Annotated in this window: 19 protein-coding genes; 7 read left to right on the forward strand and 12 right to left on the reverse strand. The window is 32.9% G+C overall.

All coding sequences use genetic code 11. The features are described 5' to 3' along the window. Window positions 1–139: 139 nt before the first annotated feature. The 3 genes from ACOZBY_RS00840 to ACOZBY_RS00850 form a co-directional block, all read right to left on the reverse strand. Window positions 140–1,852, reverse strand: a complete 1,713-nt coding sequence (locus ACOZBY_RS00840; RefSeq protein ID WP_080695179.1) for a methyl-accepting chemotaxis protein — start codon at window positions 1,850–1,852, stop codon at window positions 140–142. Window positions 1,853–2,212: 360 nt separating this feature from the next. Further along, window positions 2,213–3,706, reverse strand: a complete 1,494-nt coding sequence (locus tag ACOZBY_RS00845) for a helix-turn-helix domain-containing protein (RefSeq protein ID WP_197150371.1) — start codon at window positions 3,704–3,706, stop codon at window positions 2,213–2,215. Between the two features lie 405 nt (window positions 3,707–4,111). Continuing rightward, window positions 4,112–4,807, reverse strand: a complete 696-nt coding sequence (locus ACOZBY_RS00850; protein WP_036161073.1) for a response regulator transcription factor — start codon at window positions 4,805–4,807, stop codon at window positions 4,112–4,114. Between the two features lie 396 nt (window positions 4,808–5,203). Between ACOZBY_RS00850 and ACOZBY_RS00855 the strand changes: the two genes are divergently transcribed. The 3 genes from ACOZBY_RS00855 to ACOZBY_RS00865 are packed head-to-tail and all read left to right on the forward strand — an operon-like array spanning window position 5,204 to window position 8,818. Then, entirely contained in the window at window positions 5,204–6,280 is a 1,077-nt protein-coding gene (locus ACOZBY_RS00855) for a GerAB/ArcD/ProY family transporter (protein WP_422761258.1), read from the forward strand. Further along, complete coding sequence (locus ACOZBY_RS00860; protein ID WP_200991029.1) at window positions 6,267–7,667, forward strand: spore germination protein; 1,401 nt, start codon at window positions 6,267–6,269, stop codon at window positions 7,665–7,667. The genes ACOZBY_RS00855 and ACOZBY_RS00860 overlap by 14 nt, the downstream gene beginning before the upstream one ends. Before the next feature lie 26 nt (window positions 7,668–7,693). Beyond that, entirely contained in the window at window positions 7,694–8,818 is a 1,125-nt protein-coding gene (locus tag ACOZBY_RS00865) for a Ger(x)C family spore germination C-terminal domain-containing protein (protein WP_422761260.1), read from the forward strand. A 346-nt stretch (window positions 8,819–9,164) separates the two neighbouring features. Here ACOZBY_RS00865 and ACOZBY_RS00870 read toward each other — a convergent pair whose 3' ends face one another. Beyond that, a complete protein-coding gene (locus ACOZBY_RS00870) occupies window positions 9,165–10,712 on the reverse strand; it encodes an esterase/lipase family protein (protein ID WP_422761641.1) in 1,548 nt (515 codons plus the stop codon). Between the two features lie 1,197 nt (window positions 10,713–11,909). Here ACOZBY_RS00870 and ACOZBY_RS00875 point away from each other — a divergent pair. Both ACOZBY_RS00875 and yiaA read left to right on the forward strand, forming a co-directional pair. After that, window positions 11,910–12,428: a hypothetical protein gene (locus ACOZBY_RS00875; protein ID WP_012293512.1), complete on the forward strand. Its 519-nt coding sequence runs from the start codon at window positions 11,910–11,912 to the stop codon at window positions 12,426–12,428. A 177-nt stretch (window positions 12,429–12,605) separates the two neighbouring features. Further along, window positions 12,606–13,076, forward strand: coding sequence for an inner membrane protein YiaA (yiaA, locus tag ACOZBY_RS00880; RefSeq protein WP_031419202.1), 471 nt, complete (start codon window positions 12,606–12,608; stop codon window positions 13,074–13,076). 102 nt (window positions 13,077–13,178) lie between these two features. Here yiaA and ACOZBY_RS00885 read toward each other — a convergent pair whose 3' ends face one another. From ACOZBY_RS00885 to ACOZBY_RS00900, 4 genes are all read right to left on the reverse strand, one after another. After that, window positions 13,179–14,228 carry a 2,3-butanediol dehydrogenase gene (locus ACOZBY_RS00885; protein WP_012293510.1) on the reverse strand — a complete coding sequence of 350 codons (1,050 nt, stop codon included), beginning with the start codon at window positions 14,226–14,228 and terminating at the stop codon, window positions 13,179–13,181. 19 nt (window positions 14,229–14,247) lie between these two features. After that, entirely contained in the window at window positions 14,248–14,886 is a 639-nt protein-coding gene (locus ACOZBY_RS00890; RefSeq protein WP_008174480.1) for a GntR family transcriptional regulator, read from the reverse strand. Window positions 14,887–15,250: 364 nt separating this feature from the next. Beyond that, window positions 15,251–16,231, reverse strand: coding sequence for a serine hydrolase domain-containing protein (locus tag ACOZBY_RS00895; protein WP_281486668.1), 981 nt, complete (start codon window positions 16,229–16,231; stop codon window positions 15,251–15,253). 150 nt (window positions 16,232–16,381) lie between these two features. Further along, entirely contained in the window at window positions 16,382–16,981 is a 600-nt protein-coding gene (locus ACOZBY_RS00900; protein WP_031419200.1) for a TetR/AcrR family transcriptional regulator, read from the reverse strand. Between the two features lie 384 nt (window positions 16,982–17,365). Here ACOZBY_RS00900 and ACOZBY_RS00905 point away from each other — a divergent pair, with 384 nt between their 5' ends. Then, a complete protein-coding gene (locus tag ACOZBY_RS00905) occupies window positions 17,366–18,763 on the forward strand; it encodes a hypothetical protein (protein ID WP_197149369.1) in 1,398 nt (465 codons plus the stop codon). 459 nt (window positions 18,764–19,222) lie between these two features. Here the strand turns inward: ACOZBY_RS00905 and ACOZBY_RS00910 are convergent, their stop codons facing one another. The 4 genes from ACOZBY_RS00910 to ACOZBY_RS00925 all read right to left on the reverse strand — a co-directional run bounded on the left by ACOZBY_RS00910 (window position 19,223) and on the right by ACOZBY_RS00925 (window position 24,818). After that, a complete protein-coding gene (locus ACOZBY_RS00910) occupies window positions 19,223–20,716 on the reverse strand; it encodes a sodium:solute symporter family protein (RefSeq protein ID WP_230586136.1) in 1,494 nt (497 codons plus the stop codon). Window positions 20,717–20,928: 212 nt separating this feature from the next. Beyond that, window positions 20,929–22,407: an aldehyde dehydrogenase family protein gene (locus ACOZBY_RS00915; RefSeq protein WP_281486670.1), complete on the reverse strand. Its 1,479-nt coding sequence runs from the start codon at window positions 22,405–22,407 to the stop codon at window positions 20,929–20,931. A gap of 22 nt (window positions 22,408–22,429) precedes the next feature. Continuing rightward, window positions 22,430–23,599 (reverse strand): iron-containing alcohol dehydrogenase, encoded by a 1,170-nt coding sequence (locus ACOZBY_RS00920; RefSeq protein ID WP_036215068.1) that lies wholly within the window; start codon window positions 23,597–23,599, stop codon window positions 22,430–22,432. Between the two features lie 19 nt (window positions 23,600–23,618). After that, window positions 23,619–24,818, reverse strand: coding sequence for a M20 family metallopeptidase (locus ACOZBY_RS00925; protein WP_012293502.1), 1,200 nt, complete (start codon window positions 24,816–24,818; stop codon window positions 23,619–23,621). Window positions 24,819–24,934: 116 nt separating this feature from the next. Here ACOZBY_RS00925 and ACOZBY_RS00930 point away from each other — a divergent pair, with 116 nt between their 5' ends. Next, on the forward strand, window positions 24,935–26,536 hold the full coding sequence (locus ACOZBY_RS00930; protein ID WP_197149363.1) for a PucR family transcriptional regulator: 1,602 nt from the start codon (window positions 24,935–24,937) through the stop codon (window positions 26,534–26,536). Window positions 26,537–26,914 lie beyond the last annotated feature (378 nt).

The raw sequence follows: 26,914 nt of genomic DNA on the forward strand, positions 1-26,914 counted from the left end.
GTAACATCAAGCGTATCCTTTTACTTAGCTGTTTATCAAATCCTTTTATCCTTGCCTAAGAACTTCGATTATCCTTTAACTGAAATAATTGTAGAATAACTTCAATTCCTCTTATGTACTTCTTAAAAAATCTGCCACGTCAAACTTTAAACGTATTTGTTTTGTTTTGTAATTCTTCTGCCATTTTAGAAAGTGTAAAAGTAGATGCAGTAATTTCTTCCATGGAAGCTAGCTGTTCCTCAGTAGCTGCCGAAATATTTTGTGTTCCCTCCGCAGAACTTTGAGCGATTCCGTTGATCTGCTTCATAGAATCAGTCATATGTCTCATTTCTATCGCCATATGCTCTACTGAAGTAGAAATCCCCTGAACTTGAGCCGAAACTTCCTTGGTAGCATGTTGAATTTTCTTAAAGGATTCTCCTGCCGTGTTTACACAGTTTATACCTATAACCACTTCATTTGTTGTGAATTGCATTGAATCTACCGCTCTATTCGTTTCCGTTTGAATCCCATCAATTAATACAGAAATTCTCCGTGCAGACAAAGAGGATTCTTCAGCTAATTTTCGAACTTCTTCTGAAACCACAGCAAATCCTTTACCATTTTCCCCTGCTCTTGCCGCTTCTATAGCTGCATTTAATGCTAATAAATTCGTCTGTTCAGCAATACTTGTAATAACTTCTACAATTTGCCCAATCTCTGATGAGCGATCTCCTAAACCAAAAATCACATTATTTAGACTATCAATAGACGTTTGGATTTTGTTCATTTGCTGAACAGCGTTTTTAATAATTTCATTTCCATCCACCGAAATTTGTTCTGCATGAATAGCTGCCTCTGATACGCTAGTTGAATTACTTTCGATTGTTTGGACATCTTGGGCCATTTGCGTAACAATATCTTCTGTTTCTATTAGTGTTCGAACTTGATGCTCTGTTCCACTTGCAATATCTAACGTAACAGTTGCAATATGCTCACTGGCTTTACTTGTTTGTTCCGTACTTGCCGTGAGTTCATTAGAAAACGCTGCCATATGTTCAGACGATTGCTTCACCTGACCTATTAAATCTCTTAATTTAGTAATCATACGATTAAGTGATGCAGATAATACGCCAATTTCATCCTTAGAATCATAGTCTACACTAAAATTTAATTCTCCCGCTTCTGCCCGTTGGACAGCAGTTTTTATTTTATCTATTGGAGCTGTTATATATGTACGGACACCAATAAAACCGAACACAACATACAGTATGCTTAATACCGTTGAAATGATCAATGTATACCTAGTATTTTTATTTACTTCTTCTACACTTTCCTTATACAAAGAGCTTGCATAGTCTCTATTTAATTGTGTTAACTCTCTACCTTTTGATAAAATCCTATTATACTCAGGCTCAGCAATAGAATAATAGAGATTTAATGCTTCCTCATTCTTATTGGCAAGACTTAATTCGAATACTTTTTCCATAGTTTCTTTAAAACTTGGATATTCATCAATCAGTTCATTTATTATTTCTGCTTCATCTGACTTTAAGCTGGTGTCATTAAGTAATTGAAGATTCATTTCATTTTCTTCAAAAGCCTTCTTTACCCCAGCATGAATTTCATTAATCGTTTTTTCATCAGTGTAATGGAAGGAACGATACATGTATGTTAAAATAATACGGTTATTTAGCCTATAATCAGTCAAAACTATACCTGGTTCTAAGCGGTCCTTAAATATATCCTCTATATTATTTTTTAAAGATTTCATCGTATTGTATCCAACGACTTGAATAATACCAACTGTAAAAATGGATATTAACATTAAAACTAATAATTTTTTCATTGTAGAAAGATTGCGTAACATCATAATTACCCCCTTCGATTGGAAATATAGCAAACGAAAATTTGTATGAATTAACGGTTATTCACTTAATAACAAAAACGTTTGGTCTTACTTTATCACCGGTTCGTTTCCCAAGTACCCAAACTACTTTATACAGAAAGGTAACCAAAAAGACTATGTATTTTAACCCCTTCATTTGAAAATGGTTAAAGGTAGTACAATGATGATTCTTTGTCTAAAGCAAGATGGTATGCACTCATAAAAATGAAGCAGTCAGATGTATAACCATTATGTTTTTCTACTATTTTTAAGAATAGTATTCAAAATAATCAAATAATTCTCGTTTCAGTTTTCTTGTCTCAAAATCAATGAAATCCCCACACTTTATACTTGACTTAATAATGTTTTTAAAAGTAATTGGTCTGGCTGTTGTTCTTTAGTAAAGTAAATTTTTTGAAGTCTTGTACCTAGCCTGAAAAAATCCTCTCTCCCAGGTATAGAATCCCATACAAAAATATCTTCTTTGTCTTTAGCAATATTTAAGTATAGGCGATCAGTAATGATCAATTCGGCTTCTTCATCTTTTGTACAATAATCAACATGCGTAAAGACGCGTTTGACCTTATCGAATAAATAATGAACATCATGGATCAAGGAGTATATTTTTATTTTTATGGTGCTTCTTTTAAGAACATCGATTGATTGCTTTAGTAATCTATGATATCTACCAATTAAAAGCTCTCTTCGTTCAAAAACCTTATAAAATTCTTCATTCTCTAAAAGATAGTCGTAAAATTGATTCATAATTTCAATTTGTATAGTAGCATGACAATCAAATCTCTTTTTATAAAGGTCCTCTTTAAATAAAAATGCAGGACCAGAAAAATTCAATGTATGATAATGAAGGTTCAGTAAGTTTACAAACAGTACTCCATATTCCTCTATATCTAAAGTAATTGAAAAGAACTTCCTAAATTTCTCCATCCAATACAAAGTAGCTTGTACAAATAATTCTTGATTATGGTATTGACCAAAATTCATCATTAAACTTATGGAACTTTCACTTTTCTCATAACGATGCTGAGATTCTAGAAATGAAAATGAAAACTTTATCTCTTTCTCTATTGCTTCATCATTCAGGTTTGTGAATTTTTTAAATAAAACACTAAATGTTTGTGAAAATTTTTCAAATTGATAATGATGTTCAGTATATCTTGTATATGCCACGTCATCTTCTATGACAAAACCCATTTTAGCCCGTATTAAGCAAATCGCTAGCAAGTATAATACGGAAATTTGAAATTCTCGATTATAGTCCTTAATAATTTCTACTATTTCCTCTCTAGATATTCCTAAAAAAGGCCAAGTTTCTCCCCAACATGAATTCCAATAGAACAAATAGTAAAAGTAACGAAATTGTTTTTCTGATCCTTCAAGTGTAATGAAATCTTGAGAGGTATATTTTAATTGAAATTCATTTAATAAAGGTTTAATTTTATTTATTTGACGATATATAGAAGCTTGACTTGTAAAATTTTCTATAATAAACATATTAAAATCGACTAATTTATTATAAAAAATATCATTGAAAATTTTATATGCTAACGAATTTTGCAGGTAAAATCTTTCGATTGTTTTAATTGAAAAATAATCTTTATAATCCAATTTAAATTGCTTTTGTTTCAGTTCGTTTAAAAGAATAGCTTCATCAAATTTTTCTAAATCACTTGAGAGTTCTGTCACTATTTTTAAGATGGTTCTTTCAGATAAATCCATTTTTTTAGCTAACTCCTGACTAGAAAAGAATCGTTTTTCATTATGGATATGATCTAACAGTTGCACCTTTTGTAAAGTGAAACGATCTAAAAAATTATACATACTCTCACCTCTATTTCTTACGAATTTCTCTACCAATATAGATACACCGGTAACAATATTATGGTTTATTACACTTTTTTTAAAACCAAGCGAGCAAAGATTGCTATTAAATTCTTTCGGAATAATTAAATATACCTATATTAATTAACCATTACCATAACATCTATTCACATGTCTTCAAAATCAATATTTGTTTCAAATGATACACAAATTGATAATTAGATATAAGAAAAAAGAATTATTTGTAATTGAAGCACTTTTGTTATGGCAGTCAATCATTTTGTTGTCAGGAGCACCAAGTAGATACAATCAGTTAAAGTGGGAGAAAATACGTGAAACTCTTACGTGGTAGGGGTTTTCAATGAACGCAAAATTATCCGAATATAAGAAATATTCGGATTTTTATCAATGTAGTATTGTCTGTTTTTGATTATAATTCATCACATATAAATTAGATATAGCTAAATTATAAGGAATCCACCTGTTTTTAATAGCTTTTTCTATCGCTTGTAGGCGAGTCTTTACTGATAATTTGTTATAAATCTTATTAATGTTCATTTTGATTGATTTTTTGGAAATATTAAGGTTTTGACTAATCTCTTGTACGTCTTTACCTTCTGCAAGCATTAGCAAAATGACATATTCCCGCTTTGTAAAAAGATGCGCTATTATTTTCTTCGAATCGAATAGTTTTAAATAGCTTTTTATAAAAGTTGTCATTGACGAGCTATCAAAATAGTATTCACCTTTAGAAATTAAGTCTATTGCTTTTGTTAATTCTATTAATTTTATATTATATAAAATAAACCCTGAGACACCAGCTAACAAAGCCTCGTGCATTTCTTCCTCTAAAATAATTGAAGTAAGAATAGCAACATATGTAGTAGGATATTCGGATCGAATTCGTTTGACATCTTCTAAGTTATTTTTACTAAGCTTATTAATGACGATAATATCTGGTTTGTATTGACTCATTAAAGCATAAAGATTTTTTGATAAGTTAATGTCTGAATAAATATTATAGTCATTCTCCAGAATTTTCACTAAGCCCATTTTTAAATAAAGATTGTTTTCTAAAATGATAATATTCTTCTTAAGCAAATTGAAAAAGCCCCCTTTTATTAAATTTGGTGCAATTTTTCTTAAAAATTTATTAGCATTTTCACTGTTTCACACTGCTTCAATATAGTTAAATATTAGCAGTTATATAAAATAAAACAAAATCTACTTTTGATTGCTTTTTAACATGCTTTGAAAATTAGTAGAGTAATTGGAGGTTTATTAGGTACGGTAGTTTGGCTGTACATAATAACAATAATGGTTGTGGGTAAAAGCTGAAATGCAGCATAGTTTACTTACTATAAATCCTCAGAAGAGAGTGAATATTTTATTCGAGAGCTATAAAGGCGTTTACGTGTGTCTATAAAAAAAATACACCCCATTCGATTAGATGACCTCGGACTTGGGGAGAATTGTTAGGAGGGGGTTAATGATAAAATGAACAAAATTTTACAGCCAATCCATGTATATTGTTTGTTATTCTTATCAGTTAGTTTTTTAGCACACTTTGTTTTAATTCCCTCAATTTTTACAGTGGTGGAACGTGAAGCTTGGATAAGTGCCTTGCTCAGTTTAATCCCCATATTCCTTTTAGCATTATTTATTTCTAGAATAACTTCTTCATTAAATAATAGTTCAATCCTTGAATTAAAAACTGTCCAAAATAATAAAACACTGTACGTATTCATCATTTATATATATATCGTTTATTTAATGTCATCAACGTTTGTCTCACTCAAATTTACGATTATTTGGGCAGAAGAAAGTTTTAACTCTGATTATCCCTATTTTATTACAGTCATTTTATTTATATTATTATGCTTTTATGGTTCCCTAAAAGGGCTTAAGACCATAGCTATCCAGTCCTTGATTATTTGTTCACTATACATTTTTTTGTTTGTTCTTCTCAATTTAGGAAACTCAATAAAAAATGAATACGAACTATTATTACCAGTAAATACAAGTAATACTCCGTCCATTTATTGGGGAATATTATACATATGTATTGGTATTTTAGAAATGGGCTTTATTTTAATCGTTTTAAATGGTTATGTAAAAGAGCAACTGAAAAGGAAAGGTATACTCATATTTTCTATTCTGTTTGCCTTATTCGTTTTAATCGCTATTGTGACGGCTGTATCTGAATTCGGCATTTATCTAACGCAAAAAATGCTCTTTCCTATAAACGAGCAATGGAGAGTTTTATCATTTGGTAAGTACTTTACAAGGTTAGATTCTTTATCTGTTGTCCAATTATTATCAATGGCTTTTATTCGTATATGTTTATTTATGTATATTGTGTCGTCCTTCTTTCAAAATCGAAAATTCATATTAATTGTTGGTTATTTATGCTTAACAATAGGATTATTAATTCCTTGGTCTGTTTCTGATTTTTTGTCGTTTATAAAAAGCGCTTATCTCCTTTCTATCTTTTTATTTTTATTCTTTTTTATGATTGTTTTCTATGTAGTAGAAAAAAAGCAAAAGGGAGTTCATCATCTTGACCGAAAATAAGGATTTTCTCTATAAAGAATTAGGCCACCAATCAGATATAACGATAAGTAGTAAATTCTATATGTCTAATAATGAAAAGCATGAAGTTATATTTGTCTATTGCCATAGTTTAGTTGATAGTGTACTTTTTTTGAATTCATTATTACCAAATATTAGATTCCTTGCTGAACACGGACATTTGCATGATGTTGAAATTATAAACCGTTATTTAGAAGTATTTGAAATCAAAGAGTACCGAACAAAGACAGATGAAATGAATAGCAAAATTTTCTCAGGTTTTTTATATTTCTTCCATGTTCCATCAAATAGCTTATATTCAACCAATTTAGCTAAACTTCCTGAACGATCCATTGAAGAATCAAATATGGAAGTCTCATTAAGAGGACCGAGAGATGGGTTTGTTGAAAATATAGATACCAATTTTTCTTTAATAAGAATGAGATTAAAAAGTAAAAATTTATCAAGTAACGATTTTACAATTGGCGACACCAGTAAAACCAAAGTTTTATTACTCTATATTGAAAACTATATTGACCAAAGTACGTTAAAGAATGTACAAAGCAAACTAAATAAAATAAAAGTAGATAATATTGCAAGTAGTTATCATATTGAGGAATTACTTTATGATAAGCTGACCCTCTTTCCCCTCCTGGATTATTCAGGAAGGCCAGATTTTGTAGTAAGTTCCCTCAATAAAGGCCGTTTTGTCATACTGGTAGATGGAAGTCCAAGCTGTTTAATTGGACCCGTAAATTTATTACTTATTTTGAAAGCAGCTGAAGATGATCAAACCAATTTTTTATTTGTGAGTTTATCACGAATTTTAAGAATTACCTCTTTATTAACAAGTATATTTTTACCTGGGCTTTGGATTGCATTAACTGTTCATCAACTAAATCAGCTACCCTTTCCCTTACTAGTATCAATATCTGCTTCTAAAATTGGACTACCTGTTTCCTCTTCGTTCGAAATTCTTATTATGCTCATATTTTTTGACCTTTTTCGAGAAGCGGGAATACGCTTACCTAAAGCTATAGGTCAAACTATTGCAGTTTTAGGAGGCTTAATAGTTGGAGAAGCTGCTATAAGAGCAGGATTTACATCACCATCAACATTAGTAATTGGGGCACTTACCGTTATATCTAGCTATACATTAATTAATCAAAATTTACTAGGCAATATATTTTTAATAAGAGTCGCAACATTACTAATTGCCTCCTTTTTTGGAATGTATGGCTTTGTTTTAAGTGTCTTATTTTTCTTAACATATATCTCTTCATTAGAAAGCTTCGGGCATCCTTACCTTTCTACATTTTCAAAAGTAAGTATACCTGATCTTATTAAAGGTTTTTTAAAAATGCCCTTTAGAATTAAAATAAAAGACTGACTGTTTTTCAGCAGAAAGGAGTTTATATGTCCCATTATAATTCCCCATACAAAATGACATTAATTTTTCCTTTATTATTTATTCTAGGCGGCTGTTTAGGTACCAAGGAGATTCAAAGTGAAGTTTATATTACCGCTCTTGGTATAGATTATTCTAATGAAATGTATCATTTATATTTTCAAGCTTTCGGATTTAACAATGTTGCGGGCTCAGATCCTGGCATAGCATCTGAGCCTGCTCCAATTGTTGTTGGACATGGAGAAGGTGAAACTATTCAGGGAGCAATCGATGATATAGAAAAGAATTCTGTTAACCCTTTGTATTATGGACATATACAAACTTTCTTTATTTCCAAAAATATATTGGATGGTCATTTGGATGAATTTTTTGATTTTTTTAGTAGGGATTATTTTCTACGTTATAATACTTTAGCTTTTGGATATGAAGAAGATGATATTAAAGAGATAATGAATGTACATGGTCTCTTTTACAAACCGCCAATATTAACATTTCCTTATGATCCAAATGAACAATTATTCTTTAATTCATTCATCTCAACCAGTACTATACAAGACATGATTAAAAGATATTATGAACCAGTTGGATCCATTATGGTTCCTACAATAAAAATTAGTGAAGATTATTGGATGGAGAATAATAAATCTAAAAATATTTTAAAAATAAGTGGTGCTTATTTTCTTTCACGTCAAAGATTCAATGGTTGGATAAAGGAAGAAGAGCTTTCAGGGCTGGATTGGTTTAATAAGGATTTTAATAACATGAAGTTATTAATAAAGGGTAAGTCAGTTTCAATGTTTATTGAAAATATAGATTATCATATAGAAATAGTGGATAATTCATTTCCAAAATATATTATAAATTTAGACATTAAAGCTTCAATCAGAGAAAATCCAAAAAATATTGGAAAAGAAACAATTGAAAATGAAATTAAAAATATTATTTTATCACAGTTTCAAAGTACCTTTAATAAAGGGTTGGAAATAAACTCTGATGTCTTCAATTTTTCAGAAAAAGCTTATCGCTTCAAGCCCCAATCATGGACTGTAGATAAATTAAATTCCATTACTGAACATTCAATTAAAAAATTTAATATTCATGTTTTCATCAAGGATGATGGAGCTAAAAAGTAAGAAGGTCACCCTTCACCCTGTTGAGCGCATGATCCCCCCCTATTAGTCAATGTTAAAAAACTTCAGTATGTTAAGATAACATTAACCTAAAGGGGGCAAAATCATTAGATTTTTCACGCTCAAGCGTGAGAGTTTCATAATAACAAAATATTTCATCTTCTAAGATGGATTGGGGTATTGTTTTAATCGTTTATTAGAAACTTGTATATCCTCATATATAGAAACATGTTTTTTTAGTATTGTATTGGCAAAGCATTTCCCATGCTAGTAAACATATCGAAATCTTTACTCATGAAAAGCAGCTAACCTTCCTTTATATTCACTAATTTTCCTAACTAAGTCATGTCTATTTTAAATACTTAGAACGAACAATCGTCCTCTTATATGGCTCACCTTGTAAGGTTTCACCAGAAATATTTAAAGTTATGTTATATACACCAGACTTTTTATTCTCTGGAAAAATTACTGAAAATTTTTGTTGATCAACCTTTTGTATTTGTAGAGAGGAGGCAATATCTTTGCCTGCTGGATCTAGTACTTGTACATCGAAGGCAAGATTTCGTAATTTTTGATTTGCTTGTATTGTAATAATATTATTCGTTTCTAATGCTGCTGTTGGTATACTCACCTTAATCAAAGATGGGCCTCCATGTTGAACAGCTAGTAAATACGCATTATCACCTGCCTGCGTGCTTATATTTACCTTCCATTCCCCCTTCTCAGAGATAACATTAGGAAATGTATGAGGTACCACGCCATTAAAGAAAGAGGCTTCCTCATAAGATTCGATTGTCTCGTTTGTGTATTTTTTTCCTGAAGGAGATACCAACTCTATCTTGTCAGTAGTCATTCCTGTCCACAATGTAACATTATCGAGTGCGGTATCTACATAAAAAGAATGTGTAACATCATTTGATGACTGTAACTTTCCTCCATAAAAATAATGAGAAACATCTAACTCTTGAAACATATCAGTTTGAGAAAAGAATTCTTTGTTCATAATGCTAAGATCAGTAGAAGAAGACTGTAGATAATGTTCCAATCTAGAAAATACCGCAGATCCCATTCGAATATTGTCATGGTCAAGTGAGGTATCGGTAAATAGATGTGTTCCGTAAAATAATTTAGTACTCGCCTCTTTAACTAATCCATCATTTGGATCGGAAAGATATAGACCACCCATCCAAAGTGCAGATAGAAATGGCCCTGTATTAGTACCGGCAATTGTATAATAGTTGTTTTTGCTTACATTGGGGTGATTGTCTATTAGTGAGCGAAAGTGTTCCATTTCTCCAACCTGAAGTGAATATGTTCCATCATCTTTTTCACCTAGTAAATCAGCTAGCCAACCTGCCCACCAACTATATGCAAGGTCAGCTAACTCTGATCCATAATGAGGGGATCCTAAAGTAAACACCCTACCAACGTACGGATGAGCATTATTAAGTACTAATGCTGCTTGAGTATCAGGCCCACCCTTACTATGGGCAACTATATTTAATTTTTTCCCATGAAAATATTGACTGATTTCTTTTAACATAGAGGCTAATAATTTTCCGTTATCGTATTGACTATAAGAGCCTTTACCTGCTGAATCATACAATTGAACAAATACCGTTTGATATCCAGCTTCATAAGCTTTTGTATACATATCATTAAGACCGTGATATTCAGTATGACCATACCAATTGGTAGAATTACCGTTTTTTCCTTGAACGAAAACAATAGGTGGTTTATTCGGATCAGCATTAGGTGGAGTATCTCCAAGAAACCACTCTCCAGGTGTAAAACTTTCACCTGGTGGCTTCAATCCATTTGGTTCAATCGTATTTGAGGCAAAAACATCTGGAGTAGAAAAAAGAATACTTGTCACTATACCTAATAACAACACCATTTTTTTCAAATTGTTTCCCTCCTAATCTGTATAAATCAAGTTCGAGAAGCTGTAGAAAAGTAATTTAGATTTTATAATCACTCAATTACTACAAAAGCTTAGAAACCATAATTAGAGTAGTCTCTCAAAAAATCTTTAAATATTGATATTTTTCACATTCACCAACAGTACGATGAGGATTTTACCGTTAGATGCCCCAGCAATTTTTAAATTAAGTATTTCGTTTTTTTACAAAACTCATATAATATAGTATTCAAAATAAATATAAACTATACTTTAATACATCTGCTAAATTGGAAGTAGCCATTTGGAAAATGGTTATCTAAAAGGAATATTTAGGGGAAGTACTTTAAAATACAGTTCATCAAAAATCCAATAAACCTCTAATCGTTTTAGTTGTATTTCTAGAGGCGTAAACCATTCCCTGATGCCAAACTTAAACAACCCACCATCACAATAAATTCTATAAATTAATATTACTTGAATCTACTACCTTAGCTTTATTTTTATCGGTAATATCATAAGTTTTCACATTTAATTTAGCTCCATATACTCCTTCAAAAGAGCCCCTACCCCTTACAGCAACAAAAGTTGCACCTAGTAATGGAATAATCACTACTCATCATTTTCAACCTCTTTTTTTGACTATCCATAATAATGTTTGTATAGAGGATCATTCAATATAAATTGTTTAATTTTTTGCATTCCCATCCAGTATAAGTACCTGTTGTTTTAATTGTATTTATAGGGGCATCTATGGCGTTTGCTCTTTACAGCTCATTAATATGTAAAACAGATTTCGCCATCATGATTTATTTCATTTGTTCGTAAACAGGTCCTTACCACCGCTCCGTTACGAGAATGATAGTTTCAAAAATTTTATTCATAGGTAAGCCCTAACGTTTCCATTCCTTTACCTGCAGTATGGTACATATTATCAGGAGTAAACACTGCCTAATATATGAAACCATTCCCATCCTTGATTTTAGTATTGGCATATTGAAGGGAAAATTAAATTAGTAGCTCTCCATTGGATTCGAGTAGACATAGTATTTCGAGTTATGATAGCCTGACAATCAGTCATATTAGCCACTCAATTGTCGTACTCTTATTTATACATATTGGACACTCGTACAAGTACCTTCTTTCTAAAGGAATATAATATAATACTTTAATTATATTACTGAGGTGAAAAATATGTTATTTAACCAAATGCATAAATGTATTTGTCAAAATGAAAACAATTTCTTTAGAAAAATCGTTGCTCTTTCTGGTCCAATTGCGCCTGCTGAAAGAGGCGTGTTGGGTTATGGTTCACTAAGAAGCCTAGTATTAGAATCTGTGGTTGGACCCACTCGGACACCCATTTCATTTGATGAAGTAGGTCCGTTATCCAAAAATATTACAGTAAGTAGCTCTGGGAATGAATTGGTAGTTCTTGAAAGTGGGATATACCAGATTACAATTTCTATAAATTCAGAGGCCACTGCAGCTCCAGATCCAACTCAGCCATTTTTCACAGTATTCATTACAATCAATGGAGTTCCCATTTATGATGGCACAGGAGAGGCAATATTTAATGTGGCTAATAGAAGTAGTTCAGCCTATATCATTCAAACTCCTTTAAATCCTGGAGATGTAGTTGGCGTAAGTGCAGCTGGAAATCCTGTATCTGGATATGGCAGCCGCGCATTAACGATTGTTCAATTAAGTTAAAAAATAGCTTTAGAGGAATGAACTGAACCCTGATATAGGCAAGGGCACCCTATTCAAGATAGTAAACCTGATGCTAAGGAAGAAGAAAAAAATTCAAATAATGCCTATATATGTTTCTGTTCTCATAACTTCCTGTAGATGAAGAAGTTATTATACAGTGATAGAAGGAGGAGAAAATTGTCGAATCAAACTGAGAGTTCAGAAGAAAAGGAAAAACAGCCAGCTCCAAAAATCAAAGTGGAAAGGCAGGAGGGAGAACCGACTGCTGCTTTTAAGGGTGCTTCTTGGGCTGCATTGTTAGTGGGTGTTACTGCTTATTTTATAGGTTTGTTTAACGCAACGATGCCACTAAACGAAACTGGATATTACTTAGCAGTTTTAGTATTAGGACTTTACTCGGCAGTATCTCTACAAAAATCAGTAAGAGATAAGGATGAGGGAATACCCGTTACAAATATGTATTATGGTATTAGTTGGATTGCACTTATAGTATCTATTTTATTAATGGCTATTGGATTATACAATGCTGAAAGTATTGTTTTAAGCGAAAAAGGATTTTATGGGATGTCATTTGTTCTTAGTTTATTTGCATCCATCACGGTTCAAAAGAATATTAGAGACACACAAAGGGCAAGAGAAAGAAATTAAGGTATATTTTTAAAGCTAAAATGCACCTCAGTAGCAGACTATAAAAATAAGAAAAGAGCATGGCTGCCATTAGCCATGCTCCCGAAGAATAGATTTAGATTATTAATTTTCTCCACTAATAGAAACTAAAATTTTAGACTGCGATTTGTCGCTTGTTAATGTTTTAAATCCTTTGTCAACAATTTCATCTAGTTCAATTTGACTTGTAATGATTCCTTGTGGATTTAGTTGACCAGCGCTCATTGCATCAATTGTTCTTTGAAAAATGGATGGTGTATAGACAATGGATGATAGTACATTAACACCTGTATTTGTAAGTTGCATTGGATTCCATTCAATTGGTCTAGCAAAAATAGAAACGATCATCATATTCCCACGAGGTTTTGTAACATCTATTGCCTGTTTAAAGGTAGGAGCTACACCAGCAACCTCAAAAGATACATCAACACCATCTGCTACAATTGCTCGAACTGCCTGTACAGGATTTTCTTTACCTGAATTAATAGCATGGGTTGCACCCAATTCTTTTGCCTTTTCTAATCGTTCATCAGATAAATCTAATACGATGACTTTGCTTGCACCAGATGCTTTTGCAGCGATGACTGTTAATAATCCGATTGGGCCAGCTCCAAATACTGCAACAGAATCTCCTAATGTAACGCCAGCATCTTTGACAGCTTGTACAGCTACTGCCATTGGTTCTACTAGTGCACCATCTTGTAATGTTAAGTTATCTGCTAAACGGTGTATATTTGTTGCAGGGACATTGACATATTCCGCAAATCCACCGTCTCCATGTAATCCTATAAAGTTAAATCCATCATATCGATCGACATCTTCATGTTTGTTTCTATAAGTTAAAGTAGGATTGATGACCACTCGGTCTCCTACCTGTAAGTCCGTAACTTTAGAACCAACTTCCTCGATGATACCAGCAAATTCATGACCCATTGTAAGTGGGGCAACTTCACCTGTTAAATCAGCTTTCACATCAACTGGTACAAAAACTGGACCTTCTTCGTATTCATGCAAATCACTGCCACAAATACCAGCCCATGCTACTTTTACTTTCACTTCATCTTCTCTTAAAGTACGTAATTCAACCTCTTCTACTCTAATATCTTTCACACCATGCCAAACTGCAGCTTTCATTTATGTTACCCCCATAAAATTATTTAAATTGGTACCATAAAATAACATCTTTAATAGCTACTCGTGCATGATCAAAATCTGACGCTTCTATACATCTGATAAATGTATTGATGGACATATGGTAGGACTCAACTAGATTCATTTTCCATTTTGTTTGGGCAGCTACATTTGTAACAAAGATTGTTTCTTTAAAGAATCGTAGCATCGCAATATTTCCTGAAACATCAAAAAACAACTGTAATAAATGAGCAAACGAAACAACATATTCATAAATATTTTCAGCAGACTTTTTTTGTTTCATCGCTTCAAAACGAATTAATAGTTCATTTTGCAAATCACCAGTCCATTTAGGTTCACATTTAGTCAGTGCAAAATCCAATAGGTTATAAAGCGCTTCCAAATAATCCTTCAATTCCTGATCGGATATAGTCTTCACTCTTACACCTTTATGTTGTACTTTTTCAACTACACCATCTTTTTGTAAAAGATAAAGTGCCTCTCGGACAGGTGCATGACTTACTTGTAACTCTTTTGCAATTTCCGCTTCTATTAAGCGCTGACCTTGTTCATAATAACCAGAAAATATGCGAAATAATAATTGTTCAGCTATTTGTTCAGAAATTGTTTTTTTTGAAATTGAATTTTCATCAAACCCCATTAAACCACTCCAATAAATTTATATGTTTTATTTTAACATAGTTCAGTGTATAGGGTGATTAGCTACAGGTGTTATATATTATGGATTATAGATTATCGATAATCTATAAAAGTATTCTATTATAAAAATTCAATTCTTTCAATTATCTTGTTTGTGGGTACGTAATTAGAGAAAATTAAAACATGCTAAAAAAGTAGTTGTTAGGTTGATTAGACCTGTATATGGAGCTAGTTTGATAGATAAATTGCACAGTATTATGCCATAAAAATGGCCCACAAATTGCTAGTTATTATCTAACAATTTGTAGGCCTCAATAAGACTCTGCTCTAGCAATTTCATCCAAATAAAAAAAAGTGTCTTACCCTTAGTTGCAATTCTCTAAATAAGCAACAATTTCATTAGCAACTGTTGACGTTAATAACGTCGACATATTACTTAAAACTATAATCGTCACGTTCTTTTCTAGCAACTTCAAGTATGAGGACGTAAAACCATTAATGCCCCCATGATGAAAAATGAGCATATTATTCTTTTTTGTCTTCGTAATGTTCCATCCATATCCATAGCCAAAACGACCTGATGAAAACATTTGAGATGTTATATTTTTGGTTAATAAACTATTACTTTTTATTCCATCATCAAGTAAATGTAAATCTTCAACTGTTGAAAATAACCCTCCAGCCGAATAAGTGTTAGACATATTGATGAAACTAGCATGATAAATATTATTATTTTTATCCAACTCATAACCACTTGCTTTATGCTTTTGAATAGCTTCGTTAGAATCAAGACCCGTATTTAACATGGATAGAGGCTGTAAAATCTTTTGTTTAAGAAATTCTTCATAACTTAAACCACTTATTACTTCAAGTATCTTACCTAACACAATGTATCCTGAATTAGAATAATTAAAATCTTTCCCTGGTAAAGATTTGAATGAACATGAAGCAATCCAATTTATCAAATCATCTGGAGATTGTAGCTGATAAGATTTTAATAAAAAATCAGGTTGATCAGTTATATTACCAATGCCAGATGTATGAGTTAATAGATGTTCAATCGTAATTTGGTTGCCTTTTGGAAAGTTCGGAATAAAATCAGCTACAGTATTATGTAACAATAACTTTTTTTCTTCCATTAGTATTAAAATTGCAATGGCAGTAAATATTTTTGTTACTGACCCAATACGGAACTTAGTTATAGCGGTATTTGGTATGTCCCATTCATAATTTGCTTTTCCAAAAGATTCTTTATAAATGGTTTCTCCTTGACGAACTACTAATATATTTCCACTAAATTCCTCTTCCTTTGTGTTTAAAAATGAATGAATATATGATTTTAGCAAATTTCAAGCACTCCTTAGTTTGTACTATTAGTTACTTGAAATGTTATCCAATGGCATAAACCATACCTCCTTTTGAATTCTGGCTATATAACTTTTGTTTATTAGTATTCCAATGTATGAAAACCTCATTCTTTGAGCATGTATCGCTTTTTATATCCCTCTATTTCCTCTAATTTCACGTTGTTTTATCTCGAGTAATTCTATAATCGTTTTACATATTCTTTTAAGTGGTTCATTTGATTGGGAAGTGAGTACAAAAATACTGCCACCTTCTATCATGCTAAAGACTAAATACGACATTTCTGTAGCTTCATCAGGGGGCCAGTTTGATTGAATAAATTTTGCCTTTACTATCAAAATAAGTGCTTCATAAGCATCCTTGCATGCTAAACGAAGTTGCTCACTCATATGCCAAGTTTCCAAAGAAATAAGTGCTAATGGGATCCCATCATGGGCAACTTTCGAATCAAAACTTGTAAATTGATCAAAAAAACACTCTAAAGCTTTTATGACATCATCATGCTGTGAAAATAAATTTCTTAGCTCTTGAACAGCAAGATCCTTTGTTCTGTTAATTGCCTCTGTCGCTAATTGTTCCTTACCTTCAGGAAAATAATAATAAAGCGAACCTTTTGGACAACCCGACTCTTTAATAATTTGATTTAATCCAGTAGCGTGGTACCCTTGTTTTTGAAATAGTACTGACGCCGTCGATAAAATTTTCATTTTACTTTCTTGATTTCTAGGCATGTTCCCCTCCGAATTATAATGACTGGTCTATATAATAAAGTGTTGTATCTATAAAGTCAATACGAAGTAATAATTACTGTCATACTATATTTTTTACCTATTAATATTTATACATAATGGCTAGGTTTTTTTCTCTTGATTAGCGTTCTTCTTCGTAACAATGCTATCGCTTATTATTCTTGCTCCTTCATCATTTCAAAGTATTACTTCAACGTGTAGCACGGCCCTTTTCATTAATTTTATGCTTTTCAGCATCAATAGTTATTATTTACCTTATAAATTTACAAGAACTTCCACCACGCTCGAAATTTTTCAAAATCATCACCATCTTTTTTTTCTCTTCATATTCTATAAAATCAGGTCGAATATTGAGGGGGAAACATTATGGGGATTGAATTCACAGCTCTCCATTGGATTTACGTTATTTTCATTGTGCTCATCATCGGATTTATGGTTAAACGTCGTGATACCACCCTCATTTGTATACTTGGCATCTTCATGCTAGCGATCATTGCGACTGGCAATTTAACTTCGTCCATTAGTGGTATTTTTAACAGCTTTATTTACGCCATTACAGAGTTGTTATCCACCATTTTGATTATTTCGATTATTGTTGCCATGAGTCGAGTAATGATAACTTCAGGTATTAATGAGATTATGATTGCTCCTTTTACCAAATTAATTAAGACACCCGCACTTGCCTATTGGACAATTGGTCTTTTGATGATGTTAATCTCTTGGTTTTTCTGGCCTTCACCGGCTGTTGCGTTGTTAGGAGCCGTTTTGTTGCCTGTTGCGATTCGTGCGGGGCTTCCTGCACTTGGCGTTGCCATGGCGATGAACTTATTTGGGCATGGGATGGCGTTATCGAGTGATTTTGTCATACAAGGGGCTCCAAAACTAACCGCTGATGCAGCAGGTATACCTGTTGGAGATGTGGTTACGGCTAGTATTCCACTCGTTATTACTATGGGGGTTGTGACGACAATTGTTGCTTATATTTTCTTACGGCGAGATATGAAACGAGGAACGTTACTTTTCAATACGGTCAACGAGGAAGAGGAAGCTGGCGAAAAAGAAACTACTGAACATTTACTGTCAATTGGGCAAAAGCGTTTCTTCGCCGTGCTTATTCCCATTGCCTTTATATTAGATGTAATCACGATGTCAGTATTCAAATTAACGGGCGGCGATGCAACTGCTCTAATCGGTGGAACCTCTGTTTTTATCCTACTTTTGCTTAGTATTGTTACTCATAAAGCGGAGGGTCTCGAGAAGACAACAAGCTATTTGATACAAGGGTTCCAATTCGGCTTTAAAGTTTTCGGCCCTGTTATCCCAATCGCCGCATTCTTCTATCTTGGAGATGCTGGCTTTACACAAATCATCGGGGACCATCTCCCCGCTACCTCACACGGCATTGTTAATGATCTTGGAGTTGGCCTTGCCGCGGTCGTACCTTTAACAAAGGAAATTGCTGTTATGACGTTAGCGGTTGTTGGAGCTATTACTGGATTGGATGGTTCGGGCTTCTCTGGAATTTCTTTAGCAGGCTCGATTGGCAGTCTATTTGGGAATGCCATTGGTGGGGGAACAGCCACTTTAACTGCTTTAGGGCAAATCACAGCGATTTGGGTTGGTGGCGGTACCTTGATTCCTTGGGCTTTAATTCCAGCTGCTGCTATTTGTAATGTCAGCCCATTTGAACTGGCAAGGCGGAACTTAATTCCTGTAGCCATTGGGCTTGTTGTGACGACGATTGTAGCGGTGTTTTTGATTTAAATAAGGCGCTCCCTGATAAAATTTTTATGGGCCTATGTACCTTCATATGTCTAAATTGGAAACAGCTCAGGTTGATAGAATGCTAATTTGTCTTATATTGGTGGCGGTACACTGATTCCCATAAAAGAAATATAAGTAAGACCACCCTTTACGGAGTGGTCTTCATTGTTATAATCAGTCTCTGTAAATTGTCATTTCTATTGGGGAAATTCATAGTAGTAAAAACTATTATCATCTGCTCGTCCCTTAATAATTGTGCCTGAACTATTATTAATTAGATCTGACGCCAAATATCGGTATTTTCCGCCCTTTTTAAAACATCTTCAGGCGCAGGTATTTTAAATGGATCGATTTTATCTTTATCAACACTAAAAGTTGATGAATAACCCTTTAAAGCGCCATCGGCAATACCTCGCATACTGACATTGCGACTGAGCTGATTAATAACTCTCTCCCCACTTAGTTTGATTCTTTAGGAATGAATACACTTTCAGTTTCATGGGATTCTAATTCTAAAGGTGATTCAATTAATTCATAAAACTCTTGGTTATCGGTAACATGGTTTTTAGATGTTGCCAAAGAAACTATTATTCCTACAATAGTAGCTACAATTACAGCAATAGGGCTAATAAAATAAATTGGGAAGCTTAAAGTTATAGCGATTCCGGAATATGCTAACCCTGAAATCATTGATGAAAGTGCACCCAAGCTGTTGTACTTTTTCCAATACAATGAAATTAGTATCGGAATTGCCACTATACCTGTAAAAGTTGATAAAAACAGCAATGAGTTTTGAATATTTCCAATGAAAACGATCCCAAAAATTAATGTAGAAGCTGCAATTATAACAAAACATATTCTTGAAGCAATTATGAATTGTCTATCCCCTTTATTTTTCAAGAAATATCTGCGTACAACATCATTTACAATGATTGAAACTGCAGAATTCCAAACTGCAATCAGAGTGCTAACCCCTACAAGTAATAATGTTACTAATAGTAATCCTTGTACTAATGAGTTACTTTGAGTTGCTATTAATAAAGGTAACGCTTCCTCTGGTTTATCCAGACTTGGGAATACAACTTTTGAGAACATTGTAGCTAAAACGACCATACCGTATAACACTACAATGAAAAATGTATTCCATAGCATAGCTGTATAAGCAACTTTTTCATTCTTTGCTGAGAAGATTCGTTGACCATACCAAGGGGCAGCAATATATAAGAACAGAATTTGCAGGCCCCATGTCAATGCGATAGGGAAGTTAACCTCTGTATCCCAAACTGGTGCCAAAGATAAAAGTTTCGGTTCGTATACTTGACTCAAACTTCCAAATCCACCAGCTGCACTAATACCAATAAATAAAATTGTTGGAATCCCAATCATAATCATTATAAATGCTACAACATCAATACCAATTGCTGTCAATAATCCACCAGTGATACTTAAAATTAGACAAATCACTACAATTGTTATGGAAAAGATTACTGGATCTACCCCAAGTAAAACGCTTCCTATTACTGCTAAACCTGCTAGATACGAAGCTGGTGCTAGCCATGTATAGAACAATGTGATGATGGCTGACATAAATCTTATAAGTTCTGAGTATTTTTCATTCTTAAAACGTTTATCAAAAAATTGAGAAATGGTTGAAATATTTAATTTCCTATATTTTTTAGCAACCGTAAATGCGTATGCAAGAAATACCGCAATAAATATTAAAGATGTATACCACATACCAACAGTACCAAATAGATAAGCTACAGAAGCTCCACCTATTAAAGTTGCTGTATTAAACTCTGCTGCTACTAGAGTTGCCGTTAATGCAAATAATCCTGTTCCTTTGCCAGCCAAATTATAATCTTGATAAGTTTTTATCTTTCTGAACGTATTGTAGGATACCGCAAATAATATAACCAAAAAAATGGAGACGATAATATATTTAGTAACCATGCTATTCCTCCCTTTATAAGGAAATTTATGAATGATTAAAAAACTTTAAATCATTACTTGAAAGCCTAAGACTAAATGGACATGAATTATCATAAAAACAGCTAGATTAATGTAAACTTGCTATATGAGATAATATAGCTGTCTTATTTATACTGTTTGAATTACATCATTTGTTCGATCGATATCCCTAAATATATGGAAATATAATTTTATTAAAATAAATTTACCCAAACTGTTTTCACTTCAGTATAATTATCCAAAGCGTATGACCCCATTTCACGGCCAAACCCTGACTTTTTATATCCACCAAATGGAGATGCAGGATTTGTTGCATTGTAGCAATTAATCCAAACTGAACCGGCTTTTAATTTGTTTGCAAGTCGATGTGCTTTTGTTAAGTTCTCAGTCCAAATACCAGCTCCTAAGCCGAATTCTGAATCATTAGCTCGATGAATTATCTCTTCTTCAGAATTAAATTTAGACACTACCATAACCGGACCAAAAATTTCTTCTCTAGAAATTCTCATAGAATCATTAACATCTACAAAAATTGTAGGTTCAACGAAGCATCCTTGCTCTGATGCTTTACCTCCATATAAGATTTTCGCTCCCTCTTCTTGTCCAATTTTAATATAATTTACTACACGCTCTTTTTGTTCTAGTGAAACTAAAGATCCCATCGTCGTATTGTGAGATAATCCACTACCTAGTTTCACCTTTTCGGCACGTTCAGTTAATTTCGCAATAAAAATGTCATAAATATCTTCATGCACGTAAACTCTGGAACCTGCACTACATACTTCACCTTGGTTATACATTATGCCTGCAAATACTCCATCAGCTGCTTTCTCTAAATTTGCATCAGATAGGACAATATTCGGAGACTTACCTCCTAATTCTAATGTTACTCGCTTCATTGTATTTGCGGCTTCTTTCATAATAATTTGACCTACAGCAGTAGAACCTGTGAATGCGATTTTATTGACTAATGGATGCTTAACCAATGCATCTCCTGTAGTTTCACCGTGACCAGAAATAATATTTACTACACCCTTAGGGATTCCTGCTAATTCTACTAATCTAGCTAAATATAATACAGAAAGGGGTGTCTGTTCTGCTGATTTAAGGACAACTGTACAGCCTGTAGCTAATGCTGGAGCAATTTTCCAAGATGCCATCATTAAAGGGAAGTTCCAAGGAATAATTTGACCAACTACACCAACTGGTTCATGACGTGTATAGTTTAAAAAGTTATCGCCGATCGGAATGGTTTGACCCATATTTTTAGTCGCCCAACCAGCAAAATATTTAAATTGGCCTACAGCATTTGGAATATCGTTTTCGAATAGTTCCGTAATAGGTTTCCCATTGTCTAAGCTATCAATTTCTGCTAGCTCTTGTTTATGCTCATCAATGAGTTCGCCTAATTTATAAATTAGACTTCCTCTTTCAGCTGGAGTCATAGTAGACCACGGACCATTCTCAAATGCTTCCTTAGCTGCTAAGACCGCTTTATTCACATCTTCCACACTTGCCTCATGAACCTTTGCTAATACTTCATTATTAGCTGGATTGAATGTCTCAAAAGTAACATTATTTGAAGAAGGTACAAATTCACCATTAATATACAGATACGCATCGTTCTCTAAAAATTCAGACACTTTTTGACAAATCTCAATTGTTTTATTCATAATCACACTCTCCTTTTTTGATTTATAGAGCTTTCGATAAAATAGTATAAATATCTTTTCTCGTTGCATTTCTAGGATTTGCATTCATATATAATTCATCGTTGAATGCAATATCAGTTAAGACATCAATGCTTGATTTATCAATCCCAATATCATTTAATTTCGCTGGAATCCCAACCTCTAATGTTAGTTCTTTAACACGTTTTACCCCAGCCTTAGCTGCATCCTCGACTGACATTCCCCAAGTATTTACACGTAAAGCTTGAGCAATATCTGCAAATTTCTTTGGATTAGAAATCCAGTTATATTCCAATACATACGGTAATAAAATTGCATTTACGATTCCATGAGGTGCATCAAATTGTGCACCGATAGCATGTGAAATTCCATGCACTAAGCCTAAGCCACCATTTGACATACCGATACCAGTTGAAGCGCTTGCTTGTACCATTTTATTCATAGCTGAAACATTAGTAGTATCGGCCACTGCTTCTAATATAGCTTCTCCAATTACTTTTACTGCATGAAGGTTAAGAGCATCAGTCAAAATAGACCCATTTCTAGAAACATACCCCTCAATAGCATGAGTAAGTGCGTCCATTCCTGTCGTTGAAACTAGCGAACTAGGCATTCCTAATAATAAATCGCCATCTAAAATAGCTGCTTTAGGGAATAGTGCCTCTCCAAATACCAATTTCTTTGTTTTCAATTCTTTATCATCTTCAGTAATTACAGCTGCATGACCACCTTCACTTCCTGTTCCAACTGTAGTTGGGATAGCGAAAACTGGTAACGGTTGATTTTGATAAAGGTCAAAGCCAAAGTAATCAGAAATTGATCCTCCATTTGTAAAAAGTACAGCTAATGCTTTGGCTGTATCAATAACACTTCCTCCACCTACTGCAACAATTTTCTTAATCCCTTTATCTTTATATAATTCATAGATTGCATTAGTAGCTGTAACACTAGGATTCGGTTTGACGTCATTAAAAATATGCTTTTCTGTTGAGACGCCTTCCAATGAATTAATAACTTTGTTTAAAATACCAGAAGCCTCAATTCCTTTATCAGTAACTACTAAAATATTACCGTCTTCAAACTTTTCAACAGTAGTTGAGAGAAACTTCAAACTCCCCGATCCTGTGTACACCGTCGTTTTTGACATAAATTCAGTATTATTTAATTCACCCATTTTATAGTCCTCCTTAGATTTAATAAATGTCCTGGAAATTTTTTGCTAGATTAACATAGTAATTGATTGATTTAATTAAACTCTCAATTTCAATATTTTCATTTGGCTGGTGGGCTAGTTTTTCATCCCCAGCACCATAAATTATTATTGGACAATCCAATGATTTTCCGAAGATAGATGCGTCTGTATAGTAATTGACACCAATATTTTCAATTTCTTTTGAGTTTAAATCCTTATTCAATTTTTGTGCATATTGTATGAATTTGTCTTTGCTATCATTTAAGAGAGGTCTTAAATTTTGTAAAACACTAATACTAGCTACAAAAGATGGATCGTTCGACTTTAGTTTTCTAATCACTTCTTCAATACTTTTTATCACTAACTCATTTGTCTCAGCCGTTACTGTTCTAATATCAACTGCGACTGTGCATTTATCAGGAATAACATTTGTTGCAACCCCACCGTCAATCCTATTAACACTCATTGTAGTACTTCCTAATAGCTCATCTTTTAAAGGGAATGCTAAGTTATTTAGTTCTTCTAAAATCTTTAACATATTCGAAATAGCATTAATTCCTTGTTTAGGCATTGAGCCATGTGCTGTTTTACCAAAGGTACTAATTTCAAGCCAAAGCACACCCTTATGTCCAATAAATACTTCCAAACTAGTAGGTTCCGCAATAACTATGGCACCAGGATTTTCTATAACTCCATTATCCATTAGGGTCCGTGCACCTAAACAATCTACTTCCTCACCTGCAGTTCCTAAAAATATGATGTCATGTTCTAATACGGTTCCAGATTCTTTAAGAATTAGCATAGCCTCTATGAGTGCTGCTACCCCACCTTTCATATCGCAAGTACCTCGTCCATAAATTAAGCCATTTTCTACCCTTGCTTCGAATGGATCATAATCCCATTCATCTTCCCCAATCGGTACAGTATCTAAATGACCGCTGAAGTAAAGCTTCTTCGCATTCTTATTTTTACCTCGTAAGTAAATGACTATAGTAGATCGATTTTCTAATGACTCTATAATTTTTGTTTCTAAACCAAAATCTTTTACAAATACATCTAAAAGTGAGGCAAGTTCCTTCTCATTACCAGGAGGATTTACAGTATTAATTTGTACTAAACATCTTAATAAATTCACTACTCTTTCCTTATTTACAATCTCCATATCTACAACTTCTTCATTTATAATTTTCAATCCCTCCATAACAGAAAATTCTTTATATTCTGACTTATTTGCAATTATATAGCTTCATTTGTTGTATAATTATCTAAATTAAGATTGAAATTATTGTACTTTTGAATAAAAAAGGGGGGGATTTTATGAATTGTAAGGAATTGCTTGCTCTCGGTTGTTTTGAAAATACGGAAGTTATCACAGTTTGTCCACTAGCACAAAAAATTAAAAACGTAACATTTATCGATGCTCCTGACGGCGATAAGTGGTTAAGTTCAGGCGATTTTGTACTTACTACAGGTTTTTTCGTAAATTCTAATCAAATGCAATCTTGGGAAAGTGATTTATTGGCATTTATAAAAGTATTAATTGAAAGAAAATGCTTTGGATTAGGTATTAAAATTGGAAGACATATTCCTTATATCCCAAGTGAATTAATAGAATATTGTAATAAAAAAGGCTTTCTTATTATTTCATTAAATAATGAATATCCCTGGACTGAATATTTAGGAGAAATTACAAACACTATTAATAAATTTAGAAATCAAGAAATAGAAGCATTAAACAACGTCTATAATAAATTTCATACTTATTTGAAAGAAAGAAAAAAAATAGACAGTCTAGCAGAAATTTTATATAAAATTATAGGAATTCCTTTAACAATTTATCTTAAAGGTTTGAATATCCGTATAGATTATCCTGAGAAATTTGAACATGATTTAGAATTGGATTATCTTATAACAACTGTCTTTAGTGGAATCGGCAATGAAATAGAAGAAGTCCGCTATAAAAATATTAATTTTACAATCAAATGGATTAATGAAAAAAACACTTTAGAGGGAGGAATTTTTATTTGGGGGTTATTAAATGAGGAGTCAGCAGAAGCCCCTGTTGCAATCGAACACGCAGCGCTAATAGCTAATTTACATGTAGAGCAACAAAATATTATAAAATCTATTGAACAACGCCAAATGAATGAATTTTTGTTGGATTTGATCAATGATAACTATCAAACTAAAGAGCTATTAAATAAAAAGTTGATTGATTTAGATATAACTTTACATGATCAGTATATTTTAGCACTTGTTCAAATCCAGCCTATAAATAACGCGATTACGTTGCCTTCCTATCATGAAATTCTAAGTTTCTTTAATTGGTCTAACCTATGTAAAGAAAATAATATATTAACCGGCCTAGATTTAAATAGCAAAATAATTATTTTATTACCCATAAATAACTATAGGTCCCTGTTAGATCATTTGGTATATGATATAAGTAAACATTTTCCAAAAATACGATTTTCAGTAGGTGTAAGTAGAAAATATAATTTTAATTCTTTGAAGGAATGTTATAGAGAAGCAAGGATTGCATTAAACACGATAGTCAAACAATCCGCTAACGTACAAGACTCTAGACTAATTATTGTTGAATTTTCCAACCTATATTTAGAAAGGGTTTTATACTCAGAAAACTCAGATTTAGAAATGAGATATATTTATATGGAAACACTTGATCCAATAATACAGTATGATAAAAAAAATAAATCTAACTTTCTCGATACCTTGGAACATTTTATAAAAAGTAATATGAATATAGAAGTTACAGCTCAACAATTATATTTACATAAAAACACAATTAGATATCGTATGAAGTTAATTTCAGAGTTAATGAATATAGACTTCAATAACTTAAATACAATTATGTTGTTAAAAATCGCTTTTAATTATTTACATTTGATGAAAGAATAATTTTATTTCTCCAATTTAATAGGATTGATTCCTAAACACTCGCCATCACGTAATTTTTCCCCTCTCTAATTTAACCTTTCTCTTGTCACCAAGCATCCCACTAAGTAGCCCACCATGATGAAATGAAAAAACTTTCATCATACGGGCTCATATATCCCAGGCATAAACTTCTCCAAAAAAGGCATCCCGTGATTGCCGGCAGATCGTCGACAAGAGCACTCGAAGAACTGTCCAGCACCGTAATTCGCCGAAGACAACCGTTCTGGCACATTACTCACACGTCATGCCCTATGAAAATTAAAGAGAATTCTTTTTCCGCTTAATCATCATGATTGCAGTTGGTGCTTTTCTCATTAGCAGCCCCGACTGGATTATTTT

Source organism: Lysinibacillus sp. NPDC056220, assembly GCF_049315265.1.
Lineage (GTDB): Bacteria > Bacillota > Bacilli > Bacillales_A > Planococcaceae > Lysinibacillus > Lysinibacillus pinottii.

Excerpts from the sequence above, each read along its gene's own strand:
- ACOZBY_RS00840 (WP_080695179.1), bottom strand. The coding sequence starts at position 1,852 with ATGATGTTACGCAATCTTTCTACAATGAAAAAATTATTAGTTTTAATG.
- ACOZBY_RS00845 (WP_197150371.1), bottom strand. The coding sequence starts at position 3,706 with ATGTATAATTTTTTAGATCGTTTCACTTTACAAAAGGTGCAACTGTTA.
- ACOZBY_RS00855 (WP_422761258.1), top strand. The coding sequence starts at position 5,204 with ATGAACAAAATTTTACAGCCAATCCATGTATATTGTTTGTTATTCTTA.
- ACOZBY_RS00865 (WP_422761260.1), top strand. The coding sequence starts at position 7,694 with ATGTCCCATTATAATTCCCCATACAAAATGACATTAATTTTTCCTTTA.
- ACOZBY_RS00870 (WP_422761641.1), bottom strand. The coding sequence starts at position 10,712 with ATGGTGTTGTTATTAGGTATAGTGACAAGTATTCTTTTTTCTACTCCA.
- ACOZBY_RS00875 (WP_012293512.1), top strand. The coding sequence starts at position 11,910 with ATGTTATTTAACCAAATGCATAAATGTATTTGTCAAAATGAAAACAAT.
- ACOZBY_RS00885 (WP_012293510.1), bottom strand. The coding sequence starts at position 14,228 with ATGAAAGCTGCAGTTTGGCATGGTGTGAAAGATATTAGAGTAGAAGAG.
- ACOZBY_RS00890 (WP_008174480.1), bottom strand. The coding sequence starts at position 14,886 with ATGGGGTTTGATGAAAATTCAATTTCAAAAAAAACAATTTCTGAACAA.
- ACOZBY_RS00900 (WP_031419200.1), bottom strand. The coding sequence starts at position 16,981 with ATGCCTAGAAATCAAGAAAGTAAAATGAAAATTTTATCGACGGCGTCA.
- ACOZBY_RS00905 (WP_197149369.1), top strand. The coding sequence starts at position 17,366 with ATGGGGATTGAATTCACAGCTCTCCATTGGATTTACGTTATTTTCATT.
- ACOZBY_RS00910 (WP_230586136.1), bottom strand. The coding sequence starts at position 20,716 with ATGGTTACTAAATATATTATCGTCTCCATTTTTTTGGTTATATTATTT.
- ACOZBY_RS00915 (WP_281486670.1), bottom strand. The coding sequence starts at position 22,407 with ATGAATAAAACAATTGAGATTTGTCAAAAAGTGTCTGAATTTTTAGAG.
- ACOZBY_RS00920 (WP_036215068.1), bottom strand. The coding sequence starts at position 23,599 with ATGGGTGAATTAAATAATACTGAATTTATGTCAAAAACGACGGTGTAC.
- ACOZBY_RS00925 (WP_012293502.1), bottom strand. The coding sequence starts at position 24,818 with ATGGAGGGATTGAAAATTATAAATGAAGAAGTTGTAGATATGGAGATT.
- ACOZBY_RS00930 (WP_197149363.1), top strand. The coding sequence starts at position 24,935 with ATGAATTGTAAGGAATTGCTTGCTCTCGGTTGTTTTGAAAATACGGAA.